This is a genomic window from Hymenobacter coccineus (assembly GCF_001816125.1).
Taxonomy (GTDB): domain Bacteria; phylum Bacteroidota; class Bacteroidia; order Cytophagales; family Hymenobacteraceae; genus Hymenobacter; species Hymenobacter coccineus.
This window is the reverse complement of record NZ_MDZA01000417.1, coordinates 1-26,366: the sequence shown is the minus strand read 5'-3', so window position 1 is coordinate 26,366 and position 26,366 is coordinate 1. Positions and strand designations below refer to the sequence as shown.

The 26,366-nt window shown below is 67.9% G+C and carries 27 protein-coding genes and 1 pseudogene; 17 read left to right on the top strand and 11 right to left on the bottom strand.

Annotated elements, in window-relative coordinates; all coding sequences use genetic code 11:
* The 3 genes from BEN49_RS20165 to menB all read left to right on the top strand — a co-directional run.
* A partial coding sequence (locus BEN49_RS20165) for a chorismate-binding protein (protein WP_317040483.1) occupies positions 1-1,078 on the top strand: 1,078 nt, incomplete at its 5' end.
* 43 nt (positions 1,079-1,121) lie between these two features.
* Positions 1,122-2,942, top strand: coding sequence for a 2-succinyl-5-enolpyruvyl-6-hydroxy-3-cyclohexene-1-carboxylic-acid synthase (gene menD / locus BEN49_RS20160; RefSeq protein ID WP_070746224.1), 1,821 nt, complete (start codon positions 1,122-1,124; stop codon positions 2,940-2,942).
* A 118-nt stretch (positions 2,943-3,060) separates the two neighbouring features.
* Positions 3,061-3,885, top strand: coding sequence for a 1,4-dihydroxy-2-naphthoyl-CoA synthase (gene menB, locus BEN49_RS20155; protein WP_070746223.1), 825 nt, complete (start codon positions 3,061-3,063; stop codon positions 3,883-3,885).
* A 79-nt stretch (positions 3,886-3,964) separates the two neighbouring features.
* Here the strand turns inward: menB and BEN49_RS20150 are convergent, their stop codons facing one another.
* Entirely contained in the window at positions 3,965-4,147 is a 183-nt protein-coding gene (locus tag BEN49_RS20150) for a hypothetical protein (protein ID WP_070746222.1), read from the bottom strand.
* 174 nt (positions 4,148-4,321) lie between these two features.
* Between BEN49_RS20150 and BEN49_RS20145 the strand changes: the two genes are divergently transcribed.
* Positions 4,322-4,771: a hypothetical protein gene (locus BEN49_RS20145; protein WP_070746221.1), complete on the top strand. Its 450-nt coding sequence runs from the start codon at positions 4,322-4,324 to the stop codon at positions 4,769-4,771.
* Positions 4,772-4,824: 53 nt separating this feature from the next.
* Positions 4,825-6,825 carry an AMP-binding protein gene (locus BEN49_RS20140; protein ID WP_070746220.1) on the top strand — a complete coding sequence of 667 codons (2,001 nt, stop codon included), beginning with the start codon at positions 4,825-4,827 and terminating at the stop codon, positions 6,823-6,825.
* A 376-nt stretch (positions 6,826-7,201) separates the two neighbouring features.
* On the opposite strand, the gene BEN49_RS20135 is transcribed toward BEN49_RS20140, so the two are convergent.
* Together BEN49_RS20135 and BEN49_RS20130 are read right to left on the bottom strand one after the other, a co-directional pair.
* On the bottom strand, positions 7,202-7,948 hold the full coding sequence (locus BEN49_RS20135) for a hypothetical protein (RefSeq protein WP_125917051.1): 747 nt from the start codon (positions 7,946-7,948) through the stop codon (positions 7,202-7,204).
* A gap of 178 nt (positions 7,949-8,126) precedes the next feature.
* Entirely contained in the window at positions 8,127-9,572 is a 1,446-nt protein-coding gene (locus BEN49_RS20130) for a TlpA family protein disulfide reductase (protein ID WP_070746218.1), read from the bottom strand.
* Positions 9,573-9,766: 194 nt separating this feature from the next.
* Here BEN49_RS20130 and BEN49_RS20125 point away from each other — a divergent pair, with 194 nt between their 5' ends.
* The 7 genes from BEN49_RS20125 to BEN49_RS20095 all read left to right on the top strand — a co-directional run bounded on the left by BEN49_RS20125 (position 9,767) and on the right by BEN49_RS20095 (position 15,374).
* Positions 9,767-10,207, top strand: a complete 441-nt coding sequence (locus BEN49_RS20125; protein ID WP_070746217.1) for an ABA4-like family protein — start codon at positions 9,767-9,769, stop codon at positions 10,205-10,207.
* A 59-nt stretch (positions 10,208-10,266) separates the two neighbouring features.
* Positions 10,267-11,118, top strand: coding sequence for a hypothetical protein (locus tag BEN49_RS20120; RefSeq protein WP_070746216.1), 852 nt, complete (start codon positions 10,267-10,269; stop codon positions 11,116-11,118).
* Between the two features lie 218 nt (positions 11,119-11,336).
* Positions 11,337-12,158 (top strand): alpha/beta fold hydrolase, encoded by an 822-nt coding sequence (locus BEN49_RS20115; RefSeq protein WP_070746215.1) that lies wholly within the window; start codon positions 11,337-11,339, stop codon positions 12,156-12,158.
* A gap of 9 nt (positions 12,159-12,167) precedes the next feature.
* Complete coding sequence (locus BEN49_RS29795; RefSeq protein WP_239692031.1) at positions 12,168-12,728, top strand: hypothetical protein; 561 nt, start codon at positions 12,168-12,170, stop codon at positions 12,726-12,728.
* Entirely contained in the window at positions 12,650-14,104 is a 1,455-nt protein-coding gene (locus BEN49_RS25960; RefSeq protein ID WP_239692032.1) for a histidine kinase, read from the top strand. Before BEN49_RS29795 ends, BEN49_RS25960 begins: the two co-directional genes overlap by 79 nt.
* Before the next feature lie 51 nt (positions 14,105-14,155).
* A complete protein-coding gene (locus tag BEN49_RS20100; protein WP_070746213.1) occupies positions 14,156-14,740 on the top strand; it encodes a Uma2 family endonuclease in 585 nt (194 codons plus the stop codon).
* A gap of 46 nt (positions 14,741-14,786) precedes the next feature.
* The gene (locus BEN49_RS20095) at positions 14,787-15,374 is read left to right on the top strand and encodes a Uma2 family endonuclease (RefSeq protein ID WP_070746212.1); all 588 of its coding nucleotides are present in this window, start codon (positions 14,787-14,789) and stop codon (positions 15,372-15,374) included.
* Between the two features lie 180 nt (positions 15,375-15,554).
* On the opposite strand, the gene BEN49_RS20090 is transcribed toward BEN49_RS20095, so the two are convergent.
* The 7 genes from BEN49_RS20090 to BEN49_RS20060 all read right to left on the bottom strand — a co-directional run bounded on the left by BEN49_RS20090 (position 15,555) and on the right by BEN49_RS20060 (position 21,343).
* Positions 15,555-16,358: a LytR/AlgR family response regulator transcription factor gene (locus BEN49_RS20090; protein WP_070746211.1), complete on the bottom strand. Its 804-nt coding sequence runs from the start codon at positions 16,356-16,358 to the stop codon at positions 15,555-15,557.
* Positions 16,359-16,463: 105 nt separating this feature from the next.
* Positions 16,464-16,703, bottom strand: coding sequence for a hypothetical protein (locus tag BEN49_RS20085; RefSeq protein WP_125917047.1), 240 nt, complete (start codon positions 16,701-16,703; stop codon positions 16,464-16,466).
* Complete coding sequence (locus BEN49_RS20080; RefSeq protein ID WP_070746209.1) at positions 16,667-16,963, bottom strand: hypothetical protein; 297 nt, start codon at positions 16,961-16,963, stop codon at positions 16,667-16,669. The genes BEN49_RS20085 and BEN49_RS20080 overlap by 37 nt, the downstream gene beginning before the upstream one ends.
* Before the next feature lie 40 nt (positions 16,964-17,003).
* Positions 17,004-18,149: a sensor histidine kinase gene (locus tag BEN49_RS20075; protein ID WP_070746208.1), complete on the bottom strand. Its 1,146-nt coding sequence runs from the start codon at positions 18,147-18,149 to the stop codon at positions 17,004-17,006.
* A 59-nt stretch (positions 18,150-18,208) separates the two neighbouring features.
* Complete coding sequence (locus tag BEN49_RS20070; protein ID WP_070746207.1) at positions 18,209-18,916, bottom strand: hypothetical protein; 708 nt, start codon at positions 18,914-18,916, stop codon at positions 18,209-18,211.
* Between the two features lie 171 nt (positions 18,917-19,087).
* Positions 19,088-20,917, bottom strand: coding sequence for a TonB-dependent receptor plug domain-containing protein (locus BEN49_RS20065; protein WP_070746206.1), 1,830 nt, complete (start codon positions 20,915-20,917; stop codon positions 19,088-19,090).
* Between the two features lie 27 nt (positions 20,918-20,944).
* Positions 20,945-21,343, bottom strand: a complete 399-nt coding sequence (locus tag BEN49_RS20060; protein WP_083326283.1) for a carboxypeptidase-like regulatory domain-containing protein — start codon at positions 21,341-21,343, stop codon at positions 20,945-20,947.
* 181 nt (positions 21,344-21,524) lie between these two features.
* Between BEN49_RS20060 and BEN49_RS20055 the strand changes: the two genes are divergently transcribed.
* The 3 genes from BEN49_RS20055 to BEN49_RS20045 all read left to right on the top strand — a co-directional run bounded on the left by BEN49_RS20055 (position 21,525) and on the right by BEN49_RS20045 (position 24,659).
* Positions 21,525-22,823, top strand: a complete 1,299-nt coding sequence (locus BEN49_RS20055) for a PAS domain-containing protein (protein WP_070746204.1) — start codon at positions 21,525-21,527, stop codon at positions 22,821-22,823.
* A gap of 94 nt (positions 22,824-22,917) precedes the next feature.
* Complete coding sequence (locus tag BEN49_RS20050) at positions 22,918-24,300, top strand: PAS domain-containing protein (RefSeq protein WP_070746203.1); 1,383 nt, start codon at positions 22,918-22,920, stop codon at positions 24,298-24,300.
* A complete protein-coding gene (locus BEN49_RS20045) occupies positions 24,291-24,659 on the top strand; it encodes a CZB domain-containing protein (protein ID WP_070746202.1) in 369 nt (122 codons plus the stop codon). Before BEN49_RS20050 ends, BEN49_RS20045 begins: the two co-directional genes overlap by 10 nt.
* A 180-nt stretch (positions 24,660-24,839) precedes the next feature.
* Here the strand turns inward: BEN49_RS20045 and BEN49_RS20040 are convergent, their stop codons facing one another.
* Positions 24,840-25,607 (bottom strand): TatD family hydrolase, encoded by a 768-nt coding sequence (locus tag BEN49_RS20040; protein WP_070746226.1) that lies wholly within the window; start codon positions 25,605-25,607, stop codon positions 24,840-24,842.
* A 206-nt stretch (positions 25,608-25,813) separates the two neighbouring features.
* On the opposite strand from BEN49_RS20040, the gene BEN49_RS20035 reads away from it, so the two are divergent.
* Positions 25,814-26,194, top strand: a complete 381-nt coding sequence (locus BEN49_RS20035) for a BlaI/MecI/CopY family transcriptional regulator (RefSeq protein WP_070746201.1) — start codon at positions 25,814-25,816, stop codon at positions 26,192-26,194.
* A pseudogene (locus BEN49_RS20030) lies at positions 26,184-26,366 on the top strand (hypothetical protein); the annotation flags it as partial. The gene BEN49_RS20035 and the pseudogene BEN49_RS20030, both read left to right, overlap by 11 nt.

The window sequence follows — 26,366 nt, the reverse complement described above, 5'->3', positions numbered from 1 at the left end:
CAACTTGGCGGCCTGGCTCGCGCTGCCCACGCCCGCCGCGCTGGCCTGGCACTACAGCCCGCAGCCCGCCCCGGCCGCCGCCACCGAGGCCGAGTACACCGGCGCTGGTGCGCGAGGGCGTGGCTGCCATCAAGGAGAAAACGGTGCTGAAAGTGGTCAGCTCCTGGTGGCGCCCGCCGCCCGCGAATTACTGCCCAACTTGGCGGCCTGGCTCGCGCTGCCCACGCCCGCCGCGCTGGCCTGGCACTACAGCCCGCAGCCCGCCCCGGCCGCCGCCACCGAGGCCGAGTACACGGCGCTGGTGCGCGAGGGCGTGGCTGCCATCAAGGAGAAAACGGTGCTGAAAGTGGTCAGCTCGCGGGCCACGCGGCGGGCGCTGCCGGCCGGGTTCGACCCGCTGGCGGCATTCGAGAAGCTCAGCGCCAAGTACCCGCAGGCGTTCGTGTCGCTCGTGAGCGTACCGGGCGCGGGCACCTGGCTGGGGGCCACGCCCGAGGTGCTGGCCGAGGTCACGGCCGACGGGCACTTCCGCACCGTGGCGCTGGCCGCCACCCAGCCCGTCACGGAAGCAGCCTCGCCCCGCACGGCCATCTGGCGGCAGAAGGAAATTGAGGAGCAGGCGCTGGTAGCGCGCTACATCGTGAGCTGCTTCAAGCAGTTGCGCCTGCGCGAATACCAGGAAACGGGGCCCCGCACCGTGGTGGCGGGCCAGCTCCTGCACCTGCGCACCGACTTCGAAGTGGACCTGACCGCCGTGCCCTTCCCCAACCTGGGCACCGATATGCTGCGCCTGCTGCACCCCACCTCGGCCGTGGGCGGCATGCCCAAGCTGGCGGCTCTGGCCTTCCTGCGCCAGCACGAGCGCTACGACCGCGCCTACTACAGCGGCTTTTTGGGGCCCGTAAACGTGGCCGCGCCCGGCGTGGCCCGCCTCTTCGTAAACCTGCGTTGCCTGCAAGTGCGCGCCCACGAGGCCATCCTCTACGCCGGCACCGGCCTCACAGTGGACTCGGACCCGGACCGCGAGTGGCAAGAAACCGAAATGAAATTGCAAACCGTGGGCGCCGCCCTCGTTTAAGGATTGGGCGCCGCGCCTTGGGGCCCCCACCAGCTATAGTTAAATGAACAACCAAGCCGTTTTCAACATCGCCGAAATCTGCGCCCGGCACGGAATTACCGATGTGGTGCTCTCGCCGGGCTCGCGCTCGGCGCCGCTCACGCTTGCCTTTGCGCGGCACCCGGCCTACCGCGGCAAGCTGCGCGTGGTGCCCGACGAGCGCGCGGCGGCGTTCATTGGCCTGGGCATCGCGCAGGCCACGCGGCGCACCGTGGTGCTGCTGTGTACCAGCGGCACGGCCGGCCTCAACTACGCGCCCGCCGTGGCCGAGGCCTTTTTCCAGCAAATCCCGCTGTTGATTCTAACGGCCGATAGGCCCCCGGAGTGGATTGACCAGCTCGACGGCCAAACCATCCGCCAGCGCAACCTGTACGGGGCCCACGCCAAGGCCGCGTTCGACTTCCCCGCCGACACCACGCACCCCGACGCCAAGTGGCACGCTGAGCGCATCATCAACGAGGCCATTAACTTGACGAAAGCGGGCCCCGCAGGTCCGGTGCAGGTAAACGTGCCGCTGCGCGAGCCCTTTTACCCGAAGGCGGACGAAGCGGTGGTGTACGAGCAGGACGTGAAAATCATTCAGGAGGACCACGCCAACGCCGTATTGCCCCCGGCCGAAATCCTGGATTTGCGCCAGCAGCTGCGGGTTGCCGGCCGGGTGCTGGTGGTGGCGGGCCAGCAGGCCAGTAACCCCAGCCTGACGGCGGCGCTTTACGAATTCATGACGGCGCGCCGCGTGCCCGTGGTGGCCGATACCATCGCCAACCTGAGCGAAATACCGGCCGGGCACGGGCACGACGTTTTCCTGGCCGGCCTGGCGAAGGGGCCTAAAGAAGCCCTGCAACCCGACTTGCTGATCACCTTCGGACAGTCGCTGATTTCAAAGAGCCTGAAGCTGTTCCTGCGCGACGCGGCCCCCGCCCAGCACTGGCACATCCAAGCCGTGGGGGCCGTGGCCGACACGTTTCGCAGCCTCACGCGCACCGTGCGGGTGCAGCCGGCCACGTTCTTCCAGCAGTTGTCGTCTTTCGAAACCAAGGACTACGGCCCCGCGGAGGGTTCGAATCCCATCCCATCTACGGCGCCGGAGCAGGGTTCGAGTATGTACAGCTCCAAAGCTCTTGATCTAGGTTCGATTCCTAGCGCGACCAATGCAGCGCCCGTCACTTGGCCACGGGCTGATGCGGCGGCAGCAGCGTTTCTGGCGGATTTCTTTGCGGCCGACGACCAGCCGTTCAACGAGTTCACAGCCTTCCGCCACGCGCTGGGGGCCCTGGTCGATGGCACGGCCCTGCACCTGGCCAACAGCATGGCGGTGCGCTACGCCAACATCCTGGGCCTGCCGGCGGACCGGCAAATTGAGGTGTTTGCCAACCGCGGCACCAGCGGCATCGACGGCTGCAACAGTACCGCCGTGGGCGGGGCCCTGGCGCAGCCCGCGCGGCCGGTGGTGCTGCTCACCGGCGACGTGGCGTTTTTCTACGACCGCAACGCCTTTTGGCACAACTACCCCACGCCCAACCTGCGGGTGGTGGTGTTCAACAATCACGGCGGTGGCATTTTCCGCATGATTGACGGGCCCCGGCAGCAGCCCGAACTGGAAGAATTTTTCGAGACCCACCAGGCCCTGACGGCCGAGAACCTGTGCCGCGATTTTAACCTGCGCTACTTCCCGGTGGCCTCCTTTGCTGAACTTGCGGCCGCGCTGCCGGTTTTCTTTGCGGCCGAAGGCGGGGCGGCGGTGTTGGAAGTTTTCACCGACAGCAAGACCAACGCCGCCTTTTTTGAGGAATACCGCGCGGCCGTGAAAGCGGCTTTCGCCTAACGTTTTGTCATGCTGACGAAGGAAGCATCTTATCACGGCTGCTTTCGTTAGAATTATTCACCGCTTGGGCGTTGCGAACGTGATAAGGTGCTTCGCAAGCTCAGCATGACAGTTTTTTATGTCTGAAAAAATTGAATGGACGCCCATTAAGGAGTTCAAGGAAATCCTGTTCTCCCAGCACGGGGGCATTGCCAAAATCAGCATCAACCGGCCGCAGGTGCACAACGCCTTCACGCCGCTCACGGTGGACGAGATGATTGAGGCGATGGACATTTGCCGCAACCGCACCGATATCGGCGTGATTGTTTTCTCGGGTGAGGGCGGCAAGGCCTTCTGCTCGGGTGGCGACCAGAGCGTGCGCGGCCACGGCGGCTACGTGGGCGAGAACGCCGTGCCCCGCCTCAACGTGCTCGATTTGCAGAAGATGATCCGCAGCATTCCAAAGCCCGTCATTGCGATGGTGGCGGGCTGGGCCATCGGCGGCGGCCACGTGCTGCACGTGGTCTGCGACCTGACCATTGCCGCCGACAACGCCCGCTTCGGCCAGACGGGCCCCAACGTGGGCTCGTTCGACGGTGGCTTCGGCGCCTCGTACCTGGCGCGCGTGGTGGGCCAGAAAAAAGCCCGCGAAATCTGGTTCCTCTGCGACCAGTACGATGCCCAGGAAGCCCTCGCCATGGGCCTGGTGAACAAGGTGGTGCCGCTGGATAAACTGGAGGAAACCACCGTGGCCTGGTGCCACAAAATCCTGCAAAAGAGCCCCTTGGCCCTGCGCATGCTCAAATCCAGCTTCAACGCCGAGCTCGACGGGCAGGCCGGCATCCAGGAGCTGGCCGGCAACGCCACGCTGCTTTACTACCTCAGCGAAGAGGCCAAGGAGGGCAAAAACGCCTTTCTGGAAAAGCGCCAGCCGGACTTCTCGAAATTCCCAAAATTCCCGTAGCCGCGCCGCCGTGCCGCAGCAAAAAGCCCCGTCAGACTGACGGGGCTTTTTGTGTATAACCAATTAGCAATCAATAAACTCAGAAGCTTCCACCCATCCACTGGCAGCCCCAGCACCAGGAGAAAAACCAGCGTAGCCGCGCGTACTTGCGCTCCTTTTTAGCGACTTTGGTTTGGGCCTTAGCGGCTTGCTCGGCCGGCGTGAGGGCGACGCTTTCGGCAATGAGCACCAAGGGCGCGAACGGCTGCGAATGAGTAGTCATGGCGGTTAAGGATTGGGTGGGAGATGAGTAATAATAGCGATTTTTTTCGGCAAAAGCAAGCCAAATTGCCCCGGGCGCTGTTGGCAACTCACTCAGCACCTTTGGCGTGCGGGGGCGCGGGCCACCCCCGCCGCGCATTTACTTGGCCGGCCCTGGGGCCCTCTTTTTTGCCGCATGACGGACGCTGAATTTCACGAATCCCTCGGGCGCATCCGGCGGCGGCACTGGCTGCACTACGGGGCCCAGGCCCTACTGATGGGCGGCGTGGTGCTGGCCACCGGCCCCCGGATGGCGGTGGGCGCCGCCGCCAACCCCCGGCTGGCCACCTGGCCGGCGCTGCTACTGCTGGGGGCCCTGGTGCCGGTGGTGGGGGCCCTGCTCTACGCGGTATCGCGCGGCCTACGGCCCAACCTGCGCCGGCCCTACGCCGAAAACCTGCGCGTCTACCAGGCGCGCACGCTGCTGCGCGACAGCCTGTTGGGCCTGTTGGCCCTGCCCCTGCTGGCCTCCTACGTCGTCACGCAGCAGGCCACGGACCTGGCCATTTGCGGCGGCCTGCTGCTAGTTTTGGGGCGGCTGACGGTGCCGTCGGTCAAAACGTACCAGCGCTGGCTGGTCCGCTAGGGCCCCGGTGGGGCCCGGCGGGCGGCCGGAGTCCCCGGTTTACCTTGCTTGCCATGTCCGCCTCCACCCTTCCCTCCTCCCTGCTGCTCAACGGCCGCGAATTCGCCTACGCGGCCATCCAGCAACACCCCGCCGCGGTGCCGGCGGGCCTCAATGGCTACGAGGCCCGCGTGCTGGAGCGCGTGGGCGCGTGGCTCAGCGGCGCGCAGGAATTCACCCTCACCACGTCGGGCAGCACAGGCGCGCCGGCCCCCGTGGCGCTGCGGCGGCGGCAGCTGGCGGCCTCGGCCCAGCGCACCGGCGACTTCTTCGATTTGGGCCCCGGCGACCGGGCGTTGGTCTGCCTCAACTGCGAGTACATCGGCGGGCTAATGATGCTGGTGCGCGGCCTGGAGCGCCAATTGCACCTAACCGTGGTGGAGCCCCAGGCCGACCCGCTGGCCCTGGTGCCGGCCGATGCCGCATTTGACTTCGCCGCCTTCGTGCCCTTGCAGCTGCGGGCCGTGCTGGCCGCCGGCCACGCCGAGCGCCTCAACCGGATGAAAACCATCTTGGTAGGCGGGGCCCCGGTGGACGCCTCCCTGCTGGCCGCCGTGCAGGCCCAGCTCACGGTGCCGGTGCTGCTCACCTACGGCATGACCGAAACCTGCTCGCACGTGGCCCTGCGCCGCCTCAACGGGCCACGGGCCACCACCGCCTTCCGGGTGCTGCCGGGCATTGCGGCCGGGCAAGACGCCCGCGGCTGCCTCACGCTGCGCGGCGACGTGACCGACGACCAACTCGTCGTCACCAATGACTTGGTGGCGCTGGACACTGACAGCCACACGTTTGAGTGGCTGGGCCGGGCCGATTTCGTCATCAACTCGGGCGGCGTGAAGGTGCCGGCCGAGAAGGTGGAGCTGGTGCTCGACGTGGCCCTGGCCGAAATTGGGGCCCCGCGCCGCTGCTTCGTGGCCGGCCGGCCCGACGAGCGCCTCGGCCAGGCCGTGGCGGCCTACGTGGAAGGCCCCGCCCTGGCCGCCGCCGCCGAAGCCCCAGCTGCGGGGCGCTGCTGGCCGCCCGCCTGGGCAAGTACGAGCAGCCCCGGCACCTCGTGTTCGTGCCCGAATTTCGCACCACGCCGCTGGCAAGCTCGACCGAGCGGCCACGTTGCGCACCCTCGAAACCCCGAATTTGATTGGATGAAGATGCCGTTTTTGAAGTTCTGGGGCCCCTGGCTGGCCGGGTTGCTCCTGCTGCTGGCCACCGGCCCCGCGGCCCGCGCCCAGGGCGAGGCCGACTCGACCCGCACCGCGCCCAAGGCCGATACCACCGCCACGCCCGCCGTGGCCCCGGCCGCCGGCGGCGCGGCTGGCCTGCCCCCCGCCGAGTTTGAAACCTACAACGTGAAGGGCAAGGGCGTGCGCTACACGGCCTCGCTCACGGGCCTCTACACCACGGGCACCGTCGAGCGCATGTTCCTCAGCACCAGCCACACCGCCAACTTATCCTTTAAAGGCGGGCACTGGCTGGTCCCGGTGGCGCTCAATTTCAGCTACGGCAAGCAGGACGGGGTGCAGCGCGAGCGCGAGTTTTTGCTGCTCACCACGCCCACCTACCAGCAGGGGCGCTACAAGTTTTACGCCCTGGCCCAGACGGAGTACAGCAACCTGCGGGCCATCGACTACCGCGTGGTAGGGGGCCTGGGCGTGGGCTACCAGCTGTACCAGGATACGCTGAGCAACGAGGTACACGTGAGCTACTTCCTGATGGGCGAGAAAACCCAGTATTACACCGATTTACAGCGCCAGGTGCTGCGCCATTCGCTGCGCGCCAAGGGCAAGTACACGCGGGGCGGGACCACGCTCACGGCCCTGGTGTACTACCAACCGGCGGTGGGCAACGTCAACGGCGACTACCGGGTGAACGGCACGGGGGCCCTGGCCGTGCGCCTTTCGCGCCACCTGGCCCTGGCCGTTACCTACGCCTACTCGCTCGAAAGCATCAACGTGGAGGGCCGCGCGCCCGTGAACACCAACCTGTCGGTGGGCTTTACCTACGCGGCGGGCAAGTAGGTGGGGCATTAGTCATTAGCTATTGGCCGTTAGCTATTAGCTGTCAGCTAACGGCCAACTAAGCCCCCTGTGTATATTGCTTAACGGGCCGCGCGCGGGGCCATTGGGGCCCGGTGGGGCGCCAGCGGGGCCGGGGCGGCGGGCGCAGCAACCGAGGCTACGGTGGCTGCCGGGACCGGTGAGGGCCCCGGGGTACTGGCGCCCTTAGCAAACCACACGGCCGGCAGCAGCAGCAAACCGAAGATCCAACGGACGCCGCGGGCGTCGGGTATGAATGCCGAAATCCAATCGAAACGCATATAAGTGCTATTACTGGGTGGGAGACGTGGCAAACATAAGCCGCCACTACCCACCCCGCAATAGCCCAGCCACACTATTATTCGCTGCGCAGGCCTTTTTGCGAAAATAACCGCTCGCGGCCCCGCACCACGGCCACCAAATCGTTGACGAAAAGCTTGCCGCGCAGGAAAAAAATGGGCCCGCTGAGCTCTTTGCGCACCGCACTGCTCACGAACACCGGGGCCCGCCAGCCGGCCCCCGCCCCCAGCCCGGCCCAGCGGAAGATGCGCATCTGGGCGTTGGCGCTGGGCTCGATGACGCCCACGAAGTCGTGCGGCGTTTCCTGGGTTGCGCCGGCCGGCGAGACGTACTCCACGTAGGCGTTGCCGAGGCCCGCTTGCAGGGGCACGCTCAGTTCCCAGCGGCGGTTTTCGATGAGCACGTACTCGCCGTAGAGGGCCAGGTAGCGGAAGCGCAGGTCGGCGCGGGCGTCGTCGTTCACGCCGTCGGGCCGGGCGCGGCGCGTGGGAATGCGGCTGCTGAGGAAGTACACGGCCGCGCCGGTGCGCAGGCGGTTTTTCCACTCCAGGCCCAGCTTCAGGCCGTTGATGGTGACGAAATGGCTGTTGATGATGGAGTAGCGCGCGTCGAAAAACGCCACCACCCGGGGCTTGGCCAGCCGCGCCACCGCCCGCCGCCGCACCGTATCGGAGCCGATGCGGAGCTGGCTGTGGCCCAGCCCAGGCAGCTGCGCCCGGGCCGCCAGCGGCAGCAGGGGCCCCCAGCCCCCACGCCAGCAACGCCCGCCGGGCCCCGGGCCCAACGGCCCGGCGGCCAGCAACACACAAGTAATCCATCAACTTCACGCGGCGGGTACGCAAGCCCGGCCGTAGCCGTTGCGCTCAATAAGCAAGAGGGGGTTAACCCGCAACGGCCGCTTTGGTTTGAAAAGCTGCGCGCAGGCCCGGGGCCCTCCGCAATTCGTGCGCCAGAGTGGGGGCCCGCGCCCGCCACCGGTCCGGCTATTCTTTCAGCGCGGCCTCGATGGCGGCCACGGTTTCGGCCCCGTCAGAGGGGCGCGGCGCGTATTTTTTAACGACGCGGCCATCGCGCCCGATGAGGTAGTAGCTGGGGTAACCTTTCACTTGGTACGCATCGGCCTGGGCCTCGTCGGGCGCGCGCAGGTGCACGCTGTTGGGGCTAGTGAAGTGCTTGCTGACCAGGGTTTGCCGCCATTTTTCTTCGGGGTCGCCCACCGAAACGTAGAGAAACACCACGTCGCGGCCGGCAAACTGCTGCTTGAGCGCGGGGGCAAAGTTGGTCATCTCATTGATGCACGGGCCGCACCAGGTTCCCCAAAAGTCGAGGTACACGACCTTGCCCCGAAAATCGCTCAACGTCACCTTTTTGCCCGCATTGTCGAGCAGCGTAAAGGTGGGCGCGGGCTGGCCATTGCTCAGCGGCTGAACTGCACGTTGTTGCTGGCCCCTGACGAATGCCCGCCGAATGCCGCGCGCCACCGCCGAGTCGCGGTTGTGCTGAAGAAAGGTGGGGTAGAACGCCAGGGCCCCGGGCAGGTTCGTGCGGATGTTATCTGCCAGCAAAAGCTCCATTGTCAAGTCGCGGATTCTCCCCTCCCCTACTTCAGCCGTGGCCAGTTGGTAGAGGCGCGGGCCCTGGGCGGGGTCGGCACTGAGGCTACCCGAAGGCACCAGGCGGTTCTGATAGGCTATTGTAAAGTTTGCCACCAAGGATTTATCGGCGCCGCTTCGCCCCATGTGCTGGTTCAACTCCGTTGCGGGCACTTCGGCCACGAAGTTGAAGTACGTTTCGGGCAGCGTCTCGCCAGACGGCAACGGCCAATTTCCCCGGGCATAGTACAGGAGCGCTATGGCCCAATCGGTTGTGATGGTGGCCTTGGCCTCGTGCTGGAAGCCGGCCGGCAGCGGGTGGTCCTGGGCGTAGTCGGCGAGAAAAGCCAGGCGCTGCTGACGAAAGGCGTCGGCATACTGCCGCATTTCGGGGGGCGTGGTGGTGGGAAGTATTTTATCCATCGGCCGGGGGACGTTGCCGGGCGGGCTGTACTCAAATATCCATTTCGACCGGGCCAGGTAGTTGTTGGCGTTGGCCCCCCGGCCACTGTACACGAGGCTGTTATCAAAATCGCTAAACTCCAGCGCCATGCGCAGCTGGTCGCCGGGCGTGAGGTAGAGCTGGGTGTGCTGCTTCGCATACTCGAAGCTAGCCGGCAACGGGACGGCGAGGTCCTTCACCTCAAATTGAAAATCGCCGGCCGGGCTGAGCAGCGTTTTCAGCTCCTTGCCGTTGATTTGCAGGCGCACGGTATCGCCGGCCGGCGCGTGGCTGAGGTGCCCGCTGAGGCGGGTTACGGGCGGGGCGGGGGGGCCCGCCAACAGGTGGAGCGCCGTGCCAAGGGCCAGCGCAGGCAAGAGCAGCAGTAGGCGCATGAGCAGGAAGTAGTTAGGTGGGGAAGGCAGTGGCTAAAGGTAGAAATTATTGGACGTTGAGCGGCCCCGCCCGCCGCTTCGCCCCGCACATTTGGCGGCTTGGCCCGGGCGCGGGGGCGCTTCGCCCCGAATGCGTTGGTAGCCGCCGGGGCGCCCTTCTACTTTTGACGCAGCTACCGCCTCAAACGCCGCCCATGCCTACCCCCGATTTCCTGTTTTCGCTGGCCAACCCCGCCGCCCTGCTCGGGTGGGCCCTGCTGGTACTGGCCCCGCGCAGCCGCTTCACCAAGGCGCTGGTGCTCAATGGGGCCCTGCCGCTGGCGCTGGCCGCGGCCTACGTGGCGCTCATCGCGGCGCACTACCTGGGGCCCCACGGCGGCGCGGGCGGCTTCGGGTCGCTGGCGCAGGTGGGGGAGCTGTTCCGCGACCCGTGGGCGCTGCTGGCGGGCTGGGTGCACTACCTCTGCTTCGACCTGTGGACGGGGGCCTGGGAAGTGCGCGACGCCCAGCGCCGCGGCCTGCCGCACGCGCTGGTGGTGCCGGCGCTGGCCCTCACGTTCCTGTTCGGGCCGGTGGGGCTGCTGCTGTACTTTGGCGTGCGCCGGTGGCATCCGCTTCCGCACCCGGTGGCTTGATTTTACAGACTTTGGCTTCTGCCTTGGTTACTTTTTGCTGGTTTTAACCCGTTTCTCTCATGAAAACTGCGCTGCTTTCATTGGTTGATTTTTCGTCGCTCGGCCAGACCGCCAGCGTGGGGCGCGAAGCCCTGCGCGTGCTGCACCGCGTGAACCCCGCCCTGTCCTGGACCGGGTGGGCCAACGTGGCCCTGGCCGCGCTGGCCATCGGCTTGCTGCTCGTCGACCACCGCCTCGTGGCCGGGGCCCCGGCTTGGCTGAAGCCGTTGAAGTTTTCCCTTTCCATCACCGCCTTTGCCTGGACGCTGGGCTGGCTGCTGGCCGACTTGCCGGGCCCCGCGCAGCGCAGCGTGCAGCTGCTGAGCTGGGGCGTGGCCCTGAGCATGGCCGTGGAGCAGGCCGTAATTTTTGTCCAGGCCGCCCGGGGCACCACCTCGCACTACAATGCCAGCACCCCGCTCAACGGCCTCCTGTTCGGGCTCATGGGGGTGTTCATCGTGGTTAACACGCTGATGAGCGCGTGGGCCGTGTACCTGGCCTGGCACTACCAGCCGCACGGGCCGGCCGGCTACGTGTGGGGCCTGCGCCTGGGGCTGCTGCTGTTTTTGGTGGGCAGCCTGCTGGGCGGCATGATGATTCACAACATGCAGCACACCGTGGGGGCCCCCGACGGCGGCCCCGGCCTGCCCGGCCTGGGCTGGAGCACCCGCGCCGGCGACCTGCGCGTGGCCCACTTTCTGGGCATGCACGCCCTGCAAGTGTTGCCCCTGCTGGGCTGGGCGCTGAGCCGCGCGGTGCCGCAGCAGGCCGCCGGGCTCACCTGGGCCGGGGCGGTGCTGTACGCCGGGGCGGTGGCCGGCTTGTTTGCGCTGGCGCTGGCCAGCCGGCCGCTACTGTGGGCCGGGCACTAAGGCCGCGATCCGTAACGACCTGTTTTCAACCAACCAATCACCTGCTACTGATTACCCAATGCACCGCTTTCACCTCCGCGCTTTCGTTCATGTTTTTGCCTTCGTCCTCGTCCTGATCGGGCTGGCCAGCGCCCGGCGGCGGCCCAAAAAGCCCGCCCTAAAGGCGCGGGGCCCCGGCGCTGCCCACCGGCGAGCTGGCCTTCCGCACCTCCGATTCGGTGCGCCTGTTTGTGGAGGTGGCCGGCCGCGGTGTGCCGTGCCTGGTGGTGCACGGGGGCCCCGGCGCGGGCAGCTACGGGCTACAGCACCTGGGCTTGCAGCCGCTCGAAAGCAGCCTCCAGCTGATTTACCTCGACCAGCGCGGCAGCGGCCGCTCGGCCAGCGCCCCCGGCCACAACTACCGCCTGGCCCGCCAGGTGCAGGACCTGGAGGAGCTGCGCATTCGGCTGGGCCTCAAGCAGTGGGTGCTGCTGGCGCACTCCTTCGGCGGCGTCATCGCCACGGCCTACGCCCAGCGCTACCCGGCCCGGGTGCAGGCTCTCATCCTGGCCAACGCTGTGCTGAACCCCTCGGCCTCGCTGGCCAGCATGGTGCACTACGGCGACAGCCTGCTGCCCGCCGCGGCGCGCCCTCCGCTGCCGGCGGACGCGCCGCTGCCCCAGCAGCTGGGCCTGGTGATGCAGGCCCTGGGCCAGCAAAAAATCATGTACCAGCTGCAATACGCCGCCGATACCACGGCGGCCCGCGCCGGCCGCGTGGTGCGCCAAGTGCCCGGCAACCAGGATTTTGCGGCCCACGTGTTCGACTTCCCCGAGTACGGGCAGGACTACGCGCCCGCCACGGCCGCCTTGGCGATGCCCGTGCTGGTGCTGGCCGGGCACGACGACTACACCGCGGGGCCCCGGCACTACCGCACGTTCCGGTTTCCGCACCAGCAAGTGGTGGTGCTGCCCGGCCGCCACAACTCCCTGACGGAGCAGCCCGCGGCGGCCCAGCGGGCGGTGCGCACCTTTGCGTCGGCGCTGCCCGCGCGCCGCTAGCCCGTGCCCATGCCTACGCCCGCTTCACCTGCTTCGCCGCCGCTCCGTGACCGCCGCTTCCTGCTCTGCGGCATTCTGCTGCTGGCTTGGGTAGAGCTGGTGCCGCGGGGGCTGTTCAGCTTCAAACTGCCGGCCGGCGGGGCGGCGGTCTGGTACCTGGGGGTGGCCTACGGCACCTCCCTGCTGTTCACGGTGGTGCTGTGGCTGGGCGTGCGGGCGCTGTGGCAACGCCTGCTGCGGCGCTGGCCCCAGCCCACCGATGCGGCCCGGCGCCTGTGGTGGCTGGCCGCCCTGGCCGCCGGCTACACGCTGGGGGCTACCGTGGTGCTGGGGGCGGGCGTGGCCTGGGCACAGTGGGCGGCCGCCTGGGGCTGGCCGGCGCGCTCCACGAAACCGGCCTCAACTTGGTGTCCACCCTCATCGTGCTACTGCTCTACGAGAGCACCCACACCTTCCAGCAATGGGAGGCCACCGGGCGCCGCGCCGACCAGCTGGCCCAGGCCCAAACCCAGGCCCAGCTCGATGCCCTGGCCCAGCAGCTCGACCCGCACTTTCTGTTCAACTCCCTGAACACGCTGGCCGCCCTCATCGAGCCCGCCAACGCCCCCGCCCAGCAGTACCTGGAAGGCTTGGCCGACGTGTACCGCTACGTGCTGCTGGCCCGCGACCGCCCCACCGTGCCGCTGGCCGAAGAGCTGGCCTTCGTGCGCACCTACGTGGCGCTGCAAAAGGTGCGGTTCCGCGACAACGTGCAGGTGCGCTACGACGTGCCGCCCGGGGCCCTGGCCCGCCGCGTGGCTCCGCTCAGCGTGCAGCTGCTGGTGGAAAACGCCCTGAAGCACAACGAGGCCTCGCGGGCCCGCCCCCTGCACCTGCACCTGGTAGCAGACGCCGCCGCCGGGGCCCTGCGCGTGGAAAACACCTGGCAGCCCCGCCCCGCCGGCCTGGCCCCCAGCACCGGCCTGGCCTGGCCAACGTGCGCCGCCGCTACGCCCTGCTGGGGGCCCCGCAGCCGGTGGAAGTCGCGCAAGCCGCGGGCCTGTTCGCCGTCACGCTGCCCCTGCTGGAAGCGTAAGTCATTTTCAACCAGAGCCCCCGGCCGCCCAACCGTGGGCTTTTCGGTGGGCGAACTGGCCTCTTCCCAATCATATGCAGCTGCTGCCGCCCTTGAAAGCCCTCACCGTTCTCATCCTCGAAGACGAGTACCCCGCCGCCGAGCGCCTCCAGCGGCTGCTGGCCAGGCCGCGCCCGGGACCCAGGTGCTGGCCGTGCTCGATACCGTGGCCGGGGCCCTGGCCTGGCTGGGGGCCCACCCCGCGCCCGGCCTCATCCTCAGCGACATCCAGCTGGCCGATGGCCTCAGCCTCGACGTATTTGCCCAAACCCTGGTGCGCAGCCCGGTCATCTTCACCACCGCCTACGACCAGTACGCCCTGCAAGCCTTCCGCGCCAACGGCATCGACTACCTCCTCAAGCCCCTGAAGCTGGCCGAGCTGCAAGCCGCCCTAACCAAGCTGCCCCCGGGGCCCACCGAGGCAGCGGCCGAGGCCCCGCCGGCCTTTAACATCGAGCGGCTGATTGACGCCCTGCCCCGGCCCCAGCGGCCCCACAAAACGCGGTTTCTGGTGCGCCAGGGCGAAACCCTGCTGCCCCTGCCCACCGCCGACGTGGCCTGGTGCCAGAGCCGCCACGACACCACCACGCTGGCCACCCACGACGGCCGCCGCTTCGTGGTGGACTACACGTTAGAACAGCTCGAAACGCTGCTCGACCCGGCCCAGTTTTGCCGGCTCAACCGCCAGCTCATCGCCCAGCTGCCGGCCGTGCGCCGGCTGGTGCCCCACTTCGGCGGCAAGCTGCTGGTGGCCCTGCACCCCGCCCCCACCGACGAGGTGGTGGTGAGCAAGGAGCGCGCCGGGGCCATCAAAACCTGGCTCGAAGGCTGAGCCCGGGGCCCCATTCCTGCGTACCTTGTTGCTTCACTCGCCCCGGTTTTTATGGACGTCATCAAGCTCAAAACCCCGGTACTGGACCGCCTCACGGAGGGAGAGTTCGCGCAGTTTTGCCTCGACCACCGCGACCTGCGCATCGAGCGCAACAGCAGCGGCCAAATCACCATCATGCCCCCCGTATTCACTGAAAGTGGCTTTAGCAACAACGAACTGTCCCGCCAGCTCGGCAACTGGAACCACCGCGCCCGCCTGGGGCGGGTCGGCGATTCGTCCACCGGCTACACGCTGCCTGATGGGGCCATGTTCTCGCCCGATGCCAGCTGGGTAGCGGAGGAACGCTGGCAGGCCCTGCCGCCCGACGACCGCCGCCGCTTCGCCCGCATCTGCCCCGATTTTGTGCTGGAGCTGGCCTCTTCTTCCGACCGCCTGCCCGACCTGCTGGGCAAGATGCACGACTGGCTGGGGGCCGGCGTGCGCCTGGCCTGGCTCGTGGTGCCGAGCACCGAAACCGTGCACATCTTCGAGCCGCCCCACCCGCCGCGCCTCGTCCAGGGCTTCGACCAACTGCTCAGCGGCGACCCGGTACTCCCCGGTTTTACGTTGGAATTGAAGGAGTTGCGGCCTTATTAGCCGGTGGCTTTCGGCATACACAAATCAGTTCGTTTATCCCCGCTTTATGGACGTTATCAAGCTCAAGACCCCGGTTCTGGACCGCCTCACTGATGCAGAGTTTTACGAGTTTTGCCAAGACCACCGCGACTTGCGCATCGAACGCGACGCAACCCACCAAATCACCATTATGCCCCCCGCCAGCTCTGAAACCGGTGCCTCTAACGGCCATTTGACCCGTCTATTAGGTAATTGGAATGAACAGGCTGGATTAGGAATCGTTTTTGATTCGTCGGCGGGCTTCACACTTTCCACCGGGGCCATGCTCTCGCCCGATGCCAGCTGGGTGGCCCAGGCGCGCTGGGACGCGCTGGCGACCGACGACCGGCGCGGCTTTGCCCGTCTCTGCCCCGACTTTGTGGCCGAGCTGCTCTCGCCCTCCGACCGCCTCACCGATACCATGCGCAAGATGGAGCACTGGCTCGAAGCCGGGGCCCAACTGGGCTGGCTACTGGCCCCAGCCGGCGAAACCGTGTTCATCTTCGCGCCCGGCCAGCCCGTGCGCACCGTCCAGGGCTTCGACCAGCTGCTCAGCGGCGAGCCCGTGCTACCCGGCTTCGCCCTGGAGCTACGGCGGCTACGGCCGGTTAGTTAATTAGGTATAATCACCACGGGGTAGAGTGCGGGGCTCGCCCCCCGCCCGTCGTTGGACGAAGCATGTGCCAATCGTTCAACGACGGGCGGGGGCAAGCCCCGCACTCTACCCCGTGGTGGGTGTGGCAGTTGGTTCGATGTTCAAAAAAAGCTAACAGCCAGCAGCTAAAAGCTTACGCAGCTACCGATCCAGCCAGTTTTTGAACAGGCTGACTTTCTCGCGGCTCACCAGCACCTGGGCGTCGGGGGCGGCGGGTTTTAGCACGGTTTGCAGGCGCGAGTTGGCGTAGTGGATGATGTCGTGGATGGCGGCTTGCTGAGCCAGGTAGGCGCGGTTGAGGCGGAAGAAGCGGGCCGGGTCGAGCAGGGCTTCGAGCTGCTCCATCGTGTAGTCAACCACGTACTTGCGGCCCTCGGTGGTTTGGAGGAAGGTGGCTTTTTCGAGGCTAAAAAAGTACGCCACCTGCTCGACGGGCACCACCTTGAGGTGTTCGCCCACCCGCACCACGAACTGGGTTTTGTAGCTGGCCGCGGGCGCGGGCTGGCGCAGCTGCTCCACCAGTTGGGCCAGCGCGGCGGCGTCGAGCAGCGGCGCGGCGGCGGGCGCGGGGGCCCCGGGCGGTGGGACCAGGCGCTGGTGCAATTTGGCCACGGCGCCACGCAGCTCTTCCTCGTCGATGGGCTTGAGCAGGTAGTCCACGCTGTTCACCTTGAAAGCGCGCAGGGCGTACTGGTCGTAGGCGGTGGTGAAAATGACCGGGCACGTCACCGCCACCTGCTCGAAGAGCTCGAAGCTGAGGCCGTCGGCTAAGTGAATGTCGAGGAAGAGCACGTCGGGCACGGGGCCGGCTTGCAGCAGCGCCACGGCCTGCGCCACCGACTCGGCGGGCCCCAGAATCTCGAACGGCTCGGGCAGTTTGCGGAGCAGCGCGGCCAGGCGGCGGGCGGCCAGTGGCTCGTCCTCAACGAGTAAAGCGCGGAGCATGGAGTGGGCTTGGGGATAAATAAGAGTGTAAAACCAGGGGCCGTTTGGGGACGATTAGTGCGCAAGCTCGCCACGACGACCGATTTTAAAAAGAATGGCGGCCAGCTAGGGGCTGCGCTGGGCGTCAACGCTGTCGCGCAGCTGCCGCACTTGCCGGTTGAGCGCGGGGCTCTGGCACACAACCGGGCTGAACGCCCGCAGCGCCACGTCGCCCTCGGCGGCCCGGGCCAGCCGCCAGATGACGGTGCCGCTGTGCAGGTGCCAGGCACCGGCCAGCGCTGGCCGCAGGCGCACCATCACCGTGGTTTCTACCAGCGGGCTAAAGGCCGGTTGGTTAACCGCCACGGGCCGCAGCTGCCGCAGCGCCCGCAGCAGCGGGGCAATAGTGGCGGCCGTGCGCAGCTGAAACGGCCGGGCCGCCCGCGCCGGTCGGGCAGCAGGGGGTAGCAGGTGATGCTTTCCACGTCGTCGGGCCGGGCCTGGCGCAGGGCCCCGGCCACCGCGGGGTAGGCATCAGGGGTGGCGGCCCGGCTGGTCAGCAGCCAAAGCAAGCCCACGGCCAGCGCCGTGGCCAGCAGCAGCAGCGCAGATGTTCTCTTTTTCACGTGGTAGGGCCCCGGCCAGCGCCCGCCGCAGGCCCCATGCCTACAACGCCAGCAGCGGCAAGGTTACGATGAATTCGCTGGCCACGGGGCCCGCTGCCACGGGCCGGGCGGTGAGGAAGGCGTAGCGGGCGCGCAGGTTGGCCAGGCCCCGGCCCGAGGTTTCGCCAGGGGCCAAGCGGCGGGGGCGCAGGGTATTGCGCACGGTGAGGGTGGCGGCGGCGGCGTCCACGGCCACGTGCAGGCGCAGGGGGTCGGCCTGGTAGGCGGTGTTGTGCTTGAGGGCGTTTTCGAGCAGCAACTGCAAGGCCAGCGGCGGCAGAAACAGGCCGGCCAGGGCCCCGGCGGGCGGCAAGGCCAGCTCCACTTGCAGGGCCTCGTCGAGGCGGGTTTTTTGCAGAAACACGTAGGCTTCGGCAAAGGCCAGCTCCTCGGATAGCGGCACCAGCTCCTGGCTTTGGCTATCAAGCACGTAGCGGTACACGCTGCTGAGCTGCCGGATGAAGCGCACGGCGCGGGCCGGGTCGGCCTCTTCCACGAGGCCGGTAAGGGCATTGAGGGAGTTGAAGAGGAAGTGCGGATCGACCTGCCGGCGCAGCGAATCGAGGCGGGCCACGGCCGATTCTTTTTCGAGCCGCTCGGCCCGAACGGTGGCCTCGCGCCAGGCCAGCAGGAAGGAGCGCGAGTGCATGAAGAGCGAGATAACCACCGTGGTAAGCAGCGGGAAAGCCGAGTTCTCGAAGAAATGGTGGCGCAGGGTGTAGCCCAGCGGCCGGTGAAACAGCAGCACCGCCGACAGCTCGCTCACCACCACAATGACCAGCAGCGAAGCCAGCAGCGACAGGCCCACCGTGAGCAGCAGCCGGCGCACGGGCCGCTCGCCCCACCGGGAGCGCAGGTTCAGCAGGTCGGCGGTGTAGGCGTTGGCAAACCACAGCCCCGCCGCGTAGCAAAAGCCGATGCCGCACGACACGACGTAGCCCAGCGGGTCGCGCCAAGGTGGCGGCGCGTACAGGAAGGCAGTGCCCGCGCAGGCCAGCGCAATCCAACCCAGCGCCCGCCCGAAGGCTCGCACGTTGCGGCGTTCCACCGTCGTCGCCCAGGGCGTGCCGGGCGGGGCAGTGTCGGCATACGGCGGGGCAGGCGGCGGCGAGGGCACGGCGGGCGGGGCAACGAGGGTGTGGGCCATAAAACTAGCGCGGGCAGAAGCAAAGGGAACGAACGCCGGGGCCCCGGGGGCCCCGGCCGCTACTTGCTGGCCTGGGCGGGCGCGCCGTACTCCTGCATGCGGGCCTGCACCTGGTGCTGGCCCCAGGTGGGCGCCAGGGCGGTGGCGGGCTTGAAGGCCAGGAATTTAGCCTGGGCGGCTTCGAACAGCGGCCGGGCTGCGGCGGCGCCCCCGCCGTACTCCGACGGCATGTGGTACAGGTTGTTGGCGGCAATCAGGTACGGGCGGGGGTTGGCGGGGTTCAGGGCCCGGGCTTGGGCCCCGGCGCCTTCGGCCAGCTCCGAGTACTGCTGGCCGCGCTCCATGGGCGCCACCATCAGCCGGGCCTGGTACACGTAGGCTTGCAGCGCGAGCAGCTCCGATTCGTCGCCCTTCAGCTGGCGGGCCTGGCCGAGGGCCTTCTCGGCCTGGTCGAGGGTATTATCCTTGGCCGTGGCGTTGTCCTGGCTGCCAAACGCGCTAACCGTCAAGGCGTAGGCCTGGTAGTAGCGGGGCAGCCAATCGGTGGGAGCCGCGGCGGCGGCGCGCTCCATCTTGGCCGCCCCGGCTTGCAGCACGGCGGGGTCGCCGGTGCGCGTGATTTCGGCAATGGCCTGGGCCATGCCCTCGGCGTAGCCGGCGGGCGCGGCGGCCGTGGTGGCGGCTTTGGCGGGGGCCCCGGGCTTGGTTTGGGCGGTGGCAGCGAGGGCGAAGGCAACAAGGGCGAGGGTGAAGAGCGACTTTTTCATGGCGTAGGATTGGGGTAAAAATGTGGTTGGGGGCGTTGATGAATCAAAGGTGGCGGCCCGGGCCGAGGCCCCAAAACGGTTGTTCCCGAAGCGTCGTTTGGGGCAGACGAACCGGCGGAATGGGGACCCCAGCGTTTGGCGGCTGGCGGGCAAAACCTGCCCGCGTCGGCTTTAATCGGGGGCTACTTCCGTGTTGCCGGGGGCCTTCTTGTTGATGGAGATGAACACGCCCACGAACAGCATGCGCGGGGCCGAGGGGGTCAGGGCCACGCCCTGGTACTGGCCGCTGGCGTCGGGGGCGGCGGCGTAGCGGTAGCCGTAGGTGTTGGCGCGGCCCAGCACATTGCTGGCCGATACGTTCACGATGGTGTACTGGCCCAGCACGTGGGTGAGGTAGCTGGCGCTCAGGCTCAGGTCCTGGTAGCTGGGGGTGCGGGCCTGGTTATAGCCGGGCTGGTTGGGGTCGTGGTAGGCGCGGGGACTGTTGTAGGCGGCGGTGGCCCCGAACTGCGTGTGCAGCTTCGGCACCCAGTACTTGGCCACCACGCTCAGGGCGTGGCGGGCGGCGAAGGTGGGCACGGCCGGCACGGGGTCAGCGCGGTACTGGCGCACGGTGGCGAGGTAGCCGTAGCTCACCCAGTAGTCGAGGCGGGGCACGCTGCGGCGGTCGCGCCAGAACCCGTCGAAGCCCCGGGCGTAGCCCTGGCCGCCGTTGCAATAGGCGCTGGCGGCAAGGAAGTTGGCCGGGTCGTAGGTCACCAGCTGGGCGTAGCTTTTCTGGTACACTTCGCCCCGCAGCGTGCGGCCAGCGGCGCTACGCTCGTAGCTGAGCTGTAGGTGCTGGGCGCGCTCGAAGCCCAGGTTGTGCGTGAAGCGGAGCAGGTCGTTGGTGGGCGTTTGGTAGAAGTAGCCGGCGGCGGCGGCCAGCTGGCCGTGGGCCCCCAGACGGTAGGCCAGGGCCAGGCGCGGGGCGGCGTTCCAGCGCCCGAGCAGGGCCGAGTACTCGGCGCGGGCCCCGGCGCGGCCAGCCAGGCGGTGGCTCAGCACCAGCTCGCTCTCGGCAAAAACGGCCCCGCGCTGCTCCTCAAAGCCCGTGCGCAGGACGCTGGGGGCCCCAGCGGCGGCTCCTGTGGCAGCGGCGGCCGTATCGGGCCGGTAGGTTTGGCGGTAGCGCTGGGCCAGGCCCTCAGCGCCCACTTTCAGGTTGAACCAGGTGCTGGCCGAGTCGTTGGTGAGCACGAGGCGGGCCACGGCTGACTGCTCCACGTCGCGCACGGCCAGGGCCCCGGGGCGCACGTCGTTGTCGTCGCGCGTCAGGGCCAGGCCCGTGTTCAGGATCCAGCCGCGGCGCAGGGGGCCCCGGAAGGTGGCGTTGAGGTACTCGTTGGCGTTGGCCAGGGCCACGCCGCGGCCCTGGGCGGCGTACTCGGGGGCAGGGTCGGGCTGGGTGGCGGCCACGGTTTGCCGGGCCACGGTGCCGTAGATTTTCAGCAGCCCGTAGCGCCCCACCTGCTGCACCAGCCGCACCGAGCCGCCGCGGGTTTCAAAGGCTTGCGCTTGGCTTTGGGGCACCAGCCGGAAGTAGGGCCCCAGGTTGGTGTAGTCGGCGGCCACGGCCAGGGAGGTGCGCGCCCAGCGGTGCACGTGCGAGAGGCCACCGCCCACGCTCATCAGCGACACGCCGGTTTGGGTTTCGGGCGCCAGGTCGGTGCTGTTCAGGGCCACCACCGCGCTCAGGGCCTGGCCGTACTCGGCCGAGTAGCCGCCGGTACTGAACACCAGGCCCTTGAAGAGCAGCGGCGAGAACCGGCCGCGGGCCGGCAGGTTGGGCACGGCCCCGGCGTAGGGGCTCTGCACGGGCAGGCCGTCGAGGTACTGCTTGGTTTCGGTGGCCGCCCCGCCGCGCACGAACAGCTTCCCCTCCTCCCCCACCCTTGTGGTGCCGGGCAGCGCGTTCAGGGCCCCGGTGATGTCGGCCAGGGCCCCGGCGGTGGTCAGCACGTCGAGGGCCGTGAGGGCGGTGCCGCGCTAGGCGTCGCTGGCCTCGAAGGCGCCGGCCGTCACCACCACGTCGCCGAGCTGGGCGCGGCTGGCCTTCAGCGTAATGGCCAGTACCGCCACGGGGCCCCCGCCCAGCACCACGGGCACCTCCGCCGGCTCGAAGCCGATGAGCCGCACGGCCAGCACCAGGGCCCCGGCGGCGTGCCCGGTGCTGAAGCGGAAGTGCCCCAGCGAGTCGGTGGTGGCCCCGTCGAAGGTGGTTTTCAAGAACACGTTGGCCCCCGGCAACGGCTGGCTGGCGGCGTCGCGCACGGTACCGCTCAGCGAATGCGCGAGTGATTGAATCGGTGATGCGGGCGTTTGGGCTTGGGCGGGGCGGGCGGCGGGGGCCAGTAGCAGGGCGGCGGCGAGGAGCAGGGGTTTCATGGGGCCGGGGGGCAGGAGCGGGTTGGTGGCCCAAAAGTGCCCGGCCGCCGGGGCCCCCAAAATGCCCGTGCCCGAAGCGCCGAATGGGCCCGACGAAGCGTGGCCCCGGGGCCCCCAACCCACCGCGCCGATTCTGCGTAGCGAGCATTTAGCCCCGCTTTTATCGTTTATATCCACCGCTATGCTTCCCGCTACCGACCCGGCTGCTGACTATCAGTACCTGTTCCACCACCTGCCCGACTCGTACCTGCTGCTGGCCCCCGACGGCACCGTGCGCGACAGCTCCGACCTCCACCAGCAGGCCTCGCTGCAACCGCGCGCGGCCGCGGTGGGCCGCCACATTTTCGACGCCTTTCCCTCGGCCCCCGAAAGCCAGCGCACCCTGCGCGAGTCGCAGGACCGCGTGCGCCACACCTTGCAGCCCGACACCATGACCCTGCTGAGCTACGACCTGGCGCGGCCAGCCGCGCAGGGCGACGGCACCCAGGAGCTGTACTGGGAGGTGACGCACTACCCCATCCTGGACCCCGCCGGGGCCTTGCTGCACATTTTGCAGCGGGCCACCGACGTGACGGCCGCCACCCACGCCGCCGCCCTGGCCGCCGACACCCAGCGCGCCCTCGCCGAAACCCGCACCCGTACCCACTTCATCCTCGAAAGCCTGCCCCTGCTGGTGTGGACCACCACGCCCGCCGGCCTGGCCGACTTCTTCAACAGCCGCTGGACCGACTTCACCGGCCGCGCGCTGGCCGACACCCTGGGCAGCGGCTGGGCCCAGGACCTGCACCCCGACGATCTGCCCCGCACCTACGTGCTGTGGCAGCAGGCGCTGGCCACCGGCGACACCTTCCAGGCCGAGTACCGGGTGCGCCGCCACGACGGCCAGTACCGCTGGTTCCAGGCCACGGCCATGCCCCGCCGGGGCCCCAGCGGCGAGGTGCACCTGTGGGTGGGCGCCAACGCCGACATCCACCAGCAGAAGCTGCTGGTGGCCGAGCTGCTCGAAGCCAACGAAACCCAGGCCGCCCTGGCCGACCAGGCCTACACCACCGCCGAGCAGGTGCAGCAGCAGCGCGAAACCCTGTTCCAGGTGTTCATGGATGCGCCGCTGTCCGTGGCGGTGGTGCGCGGCGGCGATTACCGCTACGAGTTCGTCAACCGCCGGTTTCTCATGGCCATGGGGCAGGTAAACGTGGTGGGCCGCACCGTGGCCGATGCCTTCCCCGGGCTGGTGGGCCAGGGCTTCCTCACGCCCCTGGCCGAGGTGTACCGCACGGGCCAGCCGTTTTCGGCCCGGGAAGTGCTTTTGCAAATGCCGGCCACGGCGGCCCTGCCCGCCCGCGATATCTACATTGACTACACTTACCAACCCTTCTTCGAGGACGGCCGCGTGGCCGGCGCCACCTCGTTTTCCTACAACGTAACCGAATTGGTAACGGTCCGCCGGGCCTTGGAAAACCTCCGCTCCAACGCCGTTTAGGCTTCGTAATTTTTTGTAATTTCAACGTAAATAATTGCTGCACAGGGCCCCTACTCGGCTCAAAGCAGCGCTACCTTTTGACTCTTTGTTGCGTATGTCCGCTCCTGCTTCGCCCGTCGATTACCAGGCTTTGTTCCGCAAGCTGCCCGAAAACTTTCTGCTGATGCTCCCCGACGCCACCATCGTCGACAACACCGACGGGCACGTGGCGGTGGGGATGAAGCCGCGCGCCGAGGCCGTGGGCCAATCCTTGTTCGACGCCTACCCGTCGGTGGACCAGAACGAGGGCGACAAGATTTTTCAGTCGCACGAGAACGTGCGCCGCACCCTGCAGCCCGACGTCATGCCCCTCATCCGCTACGACTTGGAGCGGCCCGCGGCGCAGGGCGGCGGCTTCGAGGAATCGTACTGGCAGGCCACGCACTACCCCATTCTGGCCGACGACGGCCGGCTGGAGTACATCCTCCAGCGCACCCAGAACGTGACCGTGCAGCACCGCGCCGCCCTGCAAGCCGCCGAAACCCAGCGCGCCCTCGACGAGTCGCACCGCCGCACGCGCTTCATCCTCGAAAGCCTGCCGGTGATGGTGTGGACCAACCGCACCGACGGTACGCCCGACTACTTCAACCCCCGCTGGCTGGAGTTTACCGGCGAAACCGAGGCCGCCCTCACGGCCAGCAACTGGGCCGAGCGCACCCACCCCGACGACCGCGCCGCCCTAACCGACGGCTGGGCCCAGGCCCTGGCCACGGGCCAGGAATTCCAGCTCGAGTACCGCCTGCGCCGCCACGACGGCCAGTACCGCTGGCTGCTGATCCGGGCCGCGCCGCGCCGCGAAGCCGACGGCCGCATCAGCATGTGGGTGGGCACGGCCGTCGACATCCACGAGCAGCGCGAAATGGTGACCGAGCTACTGGCCAACAACGAGTTGCAGGCCAGCCTCTCCGACCAGGCCTACCAAAGCGCCGCGTTGGCCCAGCAGCAGCGGGCCTCCTTCTACAACCTGTTCATGCAGGCCCCGGCGCCCATTTGCATCCTGCGGGGCCCCGAGCTCCGCTACGAATTCGTGAACCCCCGCTACCAGGGCCTGTTCCCCGGCATGCCCCTCCTGGGACGGTCCCTGCCGAGGCGCTGCCGGAAGTGGCGGCGGCAGGCTTCAAACAGCTGCTCGACGACGTGCTGGCCACCGGCCGGCCGTTTCACGGCCAGGAAATGCCCGTGCCCATGCCCGCCACGGCCGAGGCGGAGGCCCACACCGGCTACTTCACCCTCACCTACCAGCCGTTCATCGAGGCCGGGGAGCGCGACGGCATTGCCGTGTTTGCGTTTGAAGTTACCGACCTGGTTTTGGCCCGCCAGGCCCTCGAGAAAAATGCGTAGCCGGGGCCCTGTATGCCGCTTTGGTCCGCTGTTTGCAGGCGCCGCCGACGCTAACTTTGTTTCTCCAGCCTGCCCTGCTCCCCCCTCATGGAATTAACCAACCTGGATTTTCAGCAAGCCAGGATCAAGCAGGTGCTGTTTAAATCGCGCCTGCGCTCGGTGCTTTACGGGGTGCGCGAGGCCGACGAGGCGTTGTTTGCGCGCCCCCTCAACCCGCTCGGGCAATGGCTCGACGCGGTAGTGCGGCCCAAGTACGGGGCCCACCCGGAGGTGCGCGAAATCGAGCAAGTGCTCCAGCAAATGCTGAGCACCGGCCGCGACCTGGCCGCCCAGTATAAGCGCGGCCAAATCGAGGAAGCCCGCGCCGGCCTCGACCGCGTGAACACCCAGGCCGAACGCATCGACGGCCTGTTCCAGCAGCTGGAGAACCGGGCCAAAACGTCCCAAGCCGCCTAATTTTCCCTGCGTCAATCACCGCCGCGGGCGGCTCCTACCGGGGGCCGCCCGCTTTGCATTACAGCGGTGGCCATTGCCCTGTAGCGCGGACTTTAGCTGCGCTGACCTTCGGTTGTGGTCCGCGCTACACACCGTTTAGCCACCGTTCAATCGCGCGGACTCGCAGAGTCCACGCTACAGTTACAAATTGAACAGGGCGGCGGCGTTGCGGGTGGTGGCTTCGGCCACGGCCTCGGGGGTTTGGCCCAGCAGGGCGGCCACGCGGTGCAACACCAGGGGCAGGTAGGCGGGCTCGTTGCGCTTGCCGCGGTAAGGCACGGGGGCCAGGTAGGGGCAGTCGGTTTCGAGCAGCAGGTGCTCCAGGCCGATGCCGGGCAGGAACTTGTCGGCCCCGCCGTTTTTGAACGTGGCCACCCCGCCGATGCCCAGCCTGAAGCCCAGCCCGATGGCCTGCGCCGCCTCGGCGGGCGTGCCCGAGAAGCAGTGGAACACCCCGCGCAGGGTGCCGTCCTGGGCGGCTTCCACCAGGGCCACGGTTTCGACGAAGGCCTCGCGGGTGTGCAGCACGATGGGCAAATTGTGCTTTTTGGCCAGGCTGAGCTGGATTTTTAGGGCCTCCTGCTGCTCGGCGAGCAGGGTTTTGTCCCAGTACAAATCAAGGCCGGCCTCGCCGACGGCGGCGAAGGGGCGGCGGCCCAGCCACTCCTCCACTTCGTAGAGCTGCGCCTCGAAGCCGCGCGTGACGGAGCACGGGTGCAAGCCCATCATGGCGAAGCAGGTTTCGGGAGCCTCGGCCTCCAGGGCCAGCATGCCGTCGATGCTGCTGTGGTCGATGTTGGGCATCACGATGGTGCCCACGCCCGCGTCCTGGGCGCGGCGCAGGGCGGCGAGGCGGTCGGGGCCGAACTGCTCGGAGTAGAGGTGAGCGTGCGAATCAGTGAGGTGCATAGCGCGGGCAAAGGTCGGGGCCCGGGGCGGGCGGGCAAACCGGCGGCTGGGCCCAGCGGGCGGCAGCCGCTGCCCGTTGGGTACCGCCTTCACAGCCAATGGCTAAACTATTTTCCCAGGCTGTCCCAAATTGATACAAACGCATAAATACGTTTCATAACGTATTAATAAGTTGTTAAACTGAAAACACCGTTATACATTTGAGCATGGAAGAACTCACCAAAACCGAGGAGCGCATCATGCAGGTGCTGTGGAAGTTGAAGAAGGCGTTCGTAAAGGACGTCATCGAGCACCTGCCCGACGAGCCCAAGCCGCCCTACAACACCGTGTCGTCGGTGGTGCGCATCCTGGAGCGCAAGGGCTACGCGGGCTTCAAGGCCTACGGCAAAACCTACGAATACTTCCCGCTGGTGAGCAAAATGGAGTACCGCGCGGCCAGCCTCAAGCGCATGCTCAGCCAGTACTTCGACGATTCGCCCACGGCCCTGGTCTCGTTTATGGTGGAAGAAACCCTGAGCCAGCGCGAAAAGCAGCAACTCCTCGACCTACTTCACGGCTCCGAAAACCCCGCCGGCGATGCTCGCTAATGGCCTGTGGTACCTGGCCGGGGCCAGCTTTTGCCTGGCCGTGTTTGCCCTGGCTTACCGCCTGCTGCTGGCCCACCTCCCCGCCTTCGCCTGGAACCGCGCCTACCTGCTGGGGGCCCTGGCGGCCGGGGTGCTGCTGCCGCTGGGCGGCGCGGCCGGGCCTGGCGGCGCT

What these genes read in the sequence shown, in the direction of transcription:
- BEN49_RS20140 (WP_070746220.1), top strand. Translation starts at nt 4,825, where the DNA reads ATGTCCGCCTCCACCCTTCCCTCCTCCCTGCTGCTCAACGGCCGCGAA.
- menD (WP_070746224.1), top strand. Translation starts at nt 1,122, where the DNA reads ATGAACAACCAAGCCGTTTTCAACATCGCCGAAATCTGCGCCCGGCAC.
- BEN49_RS20120 (WP_070746216.1), top strand. Translation starts at nt 10,267, where the DNA reads ATGAAAACTGCGCTGCTTTCATTGGTTGATTTTTCGTCGCTCGGCCAG.
- BEN49_RS20040 (WP_070746226.1), bottom strand. Translation starts at nt 25,607, where the DNA reads ATGCACCTCACTGATTCGCACGCTCACCTCTACTCCGAGCAGTTCGGC.
- BEN49_RS20100 (WP_070746213.1), top strand. Translation starts at nt 14,156, where the DNA reads ATGGACGTCATCAAGCTCAAAACCCCGGTACTGGACCGCCTCACGGAG.
- BEN49_RS20075 (WP_070746208.1), bottom strand. Translation starts at nt 18,149, where the DNA reads ATGGCCCACACCCTCGTTGCCCCGCCCGCCGTGCCCTCGCCGCCGCCT.
- BEN49_RS20130 (WP_070746218.1), bottom strand. Translation starts at nt 9,572, where the DNA reads ATGCGCCTACTGCTGCTCTTGCCTGCGCTGGCCCTTGGCACGGCGCTC.
- menB (WP_070746223.1), top strand. Translation starts at nt 3,061, where the DNA reads ATGTCTGAAAAAATTGAATGGACGCCCATTAAGGAGTTCAAGGAAATC.
- BEN49_RS20055 (WP_070746204.1), top strand. Translation starts at nt 21,525, where the DNA reads ATGCTTCCCGCTACCGACCCGGCTGCTGACTATCAGTACCTGTTCCAC.
- BEN49_RS29795 (WP_239692031.1), top strand. Translation starts at nt 12,168, where the DNA reads ATGCCTACGCCCGCTTCACCTGCTTCGCCGCCGCTCCGTGACCGCCGC.
- BEN49_RS20050 (WP_070746203.1), top strand. Translation starts at nt 22,918, where the DNA reads ATGTCCGCTCCTGCTTCGCCCGTCGATTACCAGGCTTTGTTCCGCAAG.
- BEN49_RS20095 (WP_070746212.1), top strand. Translation starts at nt 14,787, where the DNA reads ATGGACGTTATCAAGCTCAAGACCCCGGTTCTGGACCGCCTCACTGAT.
- BEN49_RS20150 (WP_070746222.1), bottom strand. Translation starts at nt 4,147, where the DNA reads ATGACTACTCATTCGCAGCCGTTCGCGCCCTTGGTGCTCATTGCCGAA.
- BEN49_RS20045 (WP_070746202.1), top strand. Translation starts at nt 24,291, where the DNA reads ATGGAATTAACCAACCTGGATTTTCAGCAAGCCAGGATCAAGCAGGTG.
- BEN49_RS20035 (WP_070746201.1), top strand. Translation starts at nt 25,814, where the DNA reads ATGGAAGAACTCACCAAAACCGAGGAGCGCATCATGCAGGTGCTGTGG.
- BEN49_RS20090 (WP_070746211.1), bottom strand. Translation starts at nt 16,358, where the DNA reads ATGCTCCGCGCTTTACTCGTTGAGGACGAGCCACTGGCCGCCCGCCGC.
- BEN49_RS20070 (WP_070746207.1), bottom strand. Translation starts at nt 18,916, where the DNA reads ATGAAAAAGTCGCTCTTCACCCTCGCCCTTGTTGCCTTCGCCCTCGCT.
- BEN49_RS20145 (WP_070746221.1), top strand. Translation starts at nt 4,322, where the DNA reads ATGACGGACGCTGAATTTCACGAATCCCTCGGGCGCATCCGGCGGCGG.
- BEN49_RS20125 (WP_070746217.1), top strand. Translation starts at nt 9,767, where the DNA reads ATGCCTACCCCCGATTTCCTGTTTTCGCTGGCCAACCCCGCCGCCCTG.
- BEN49_RS20060 (WP_083326283.1), bottom strand. Translation starts at nt 21,343, where the DNA reads ATGAAACCCCTGCTCCTCGCCGCCGCCCTGCTACTGGCCCCCGCCGCC.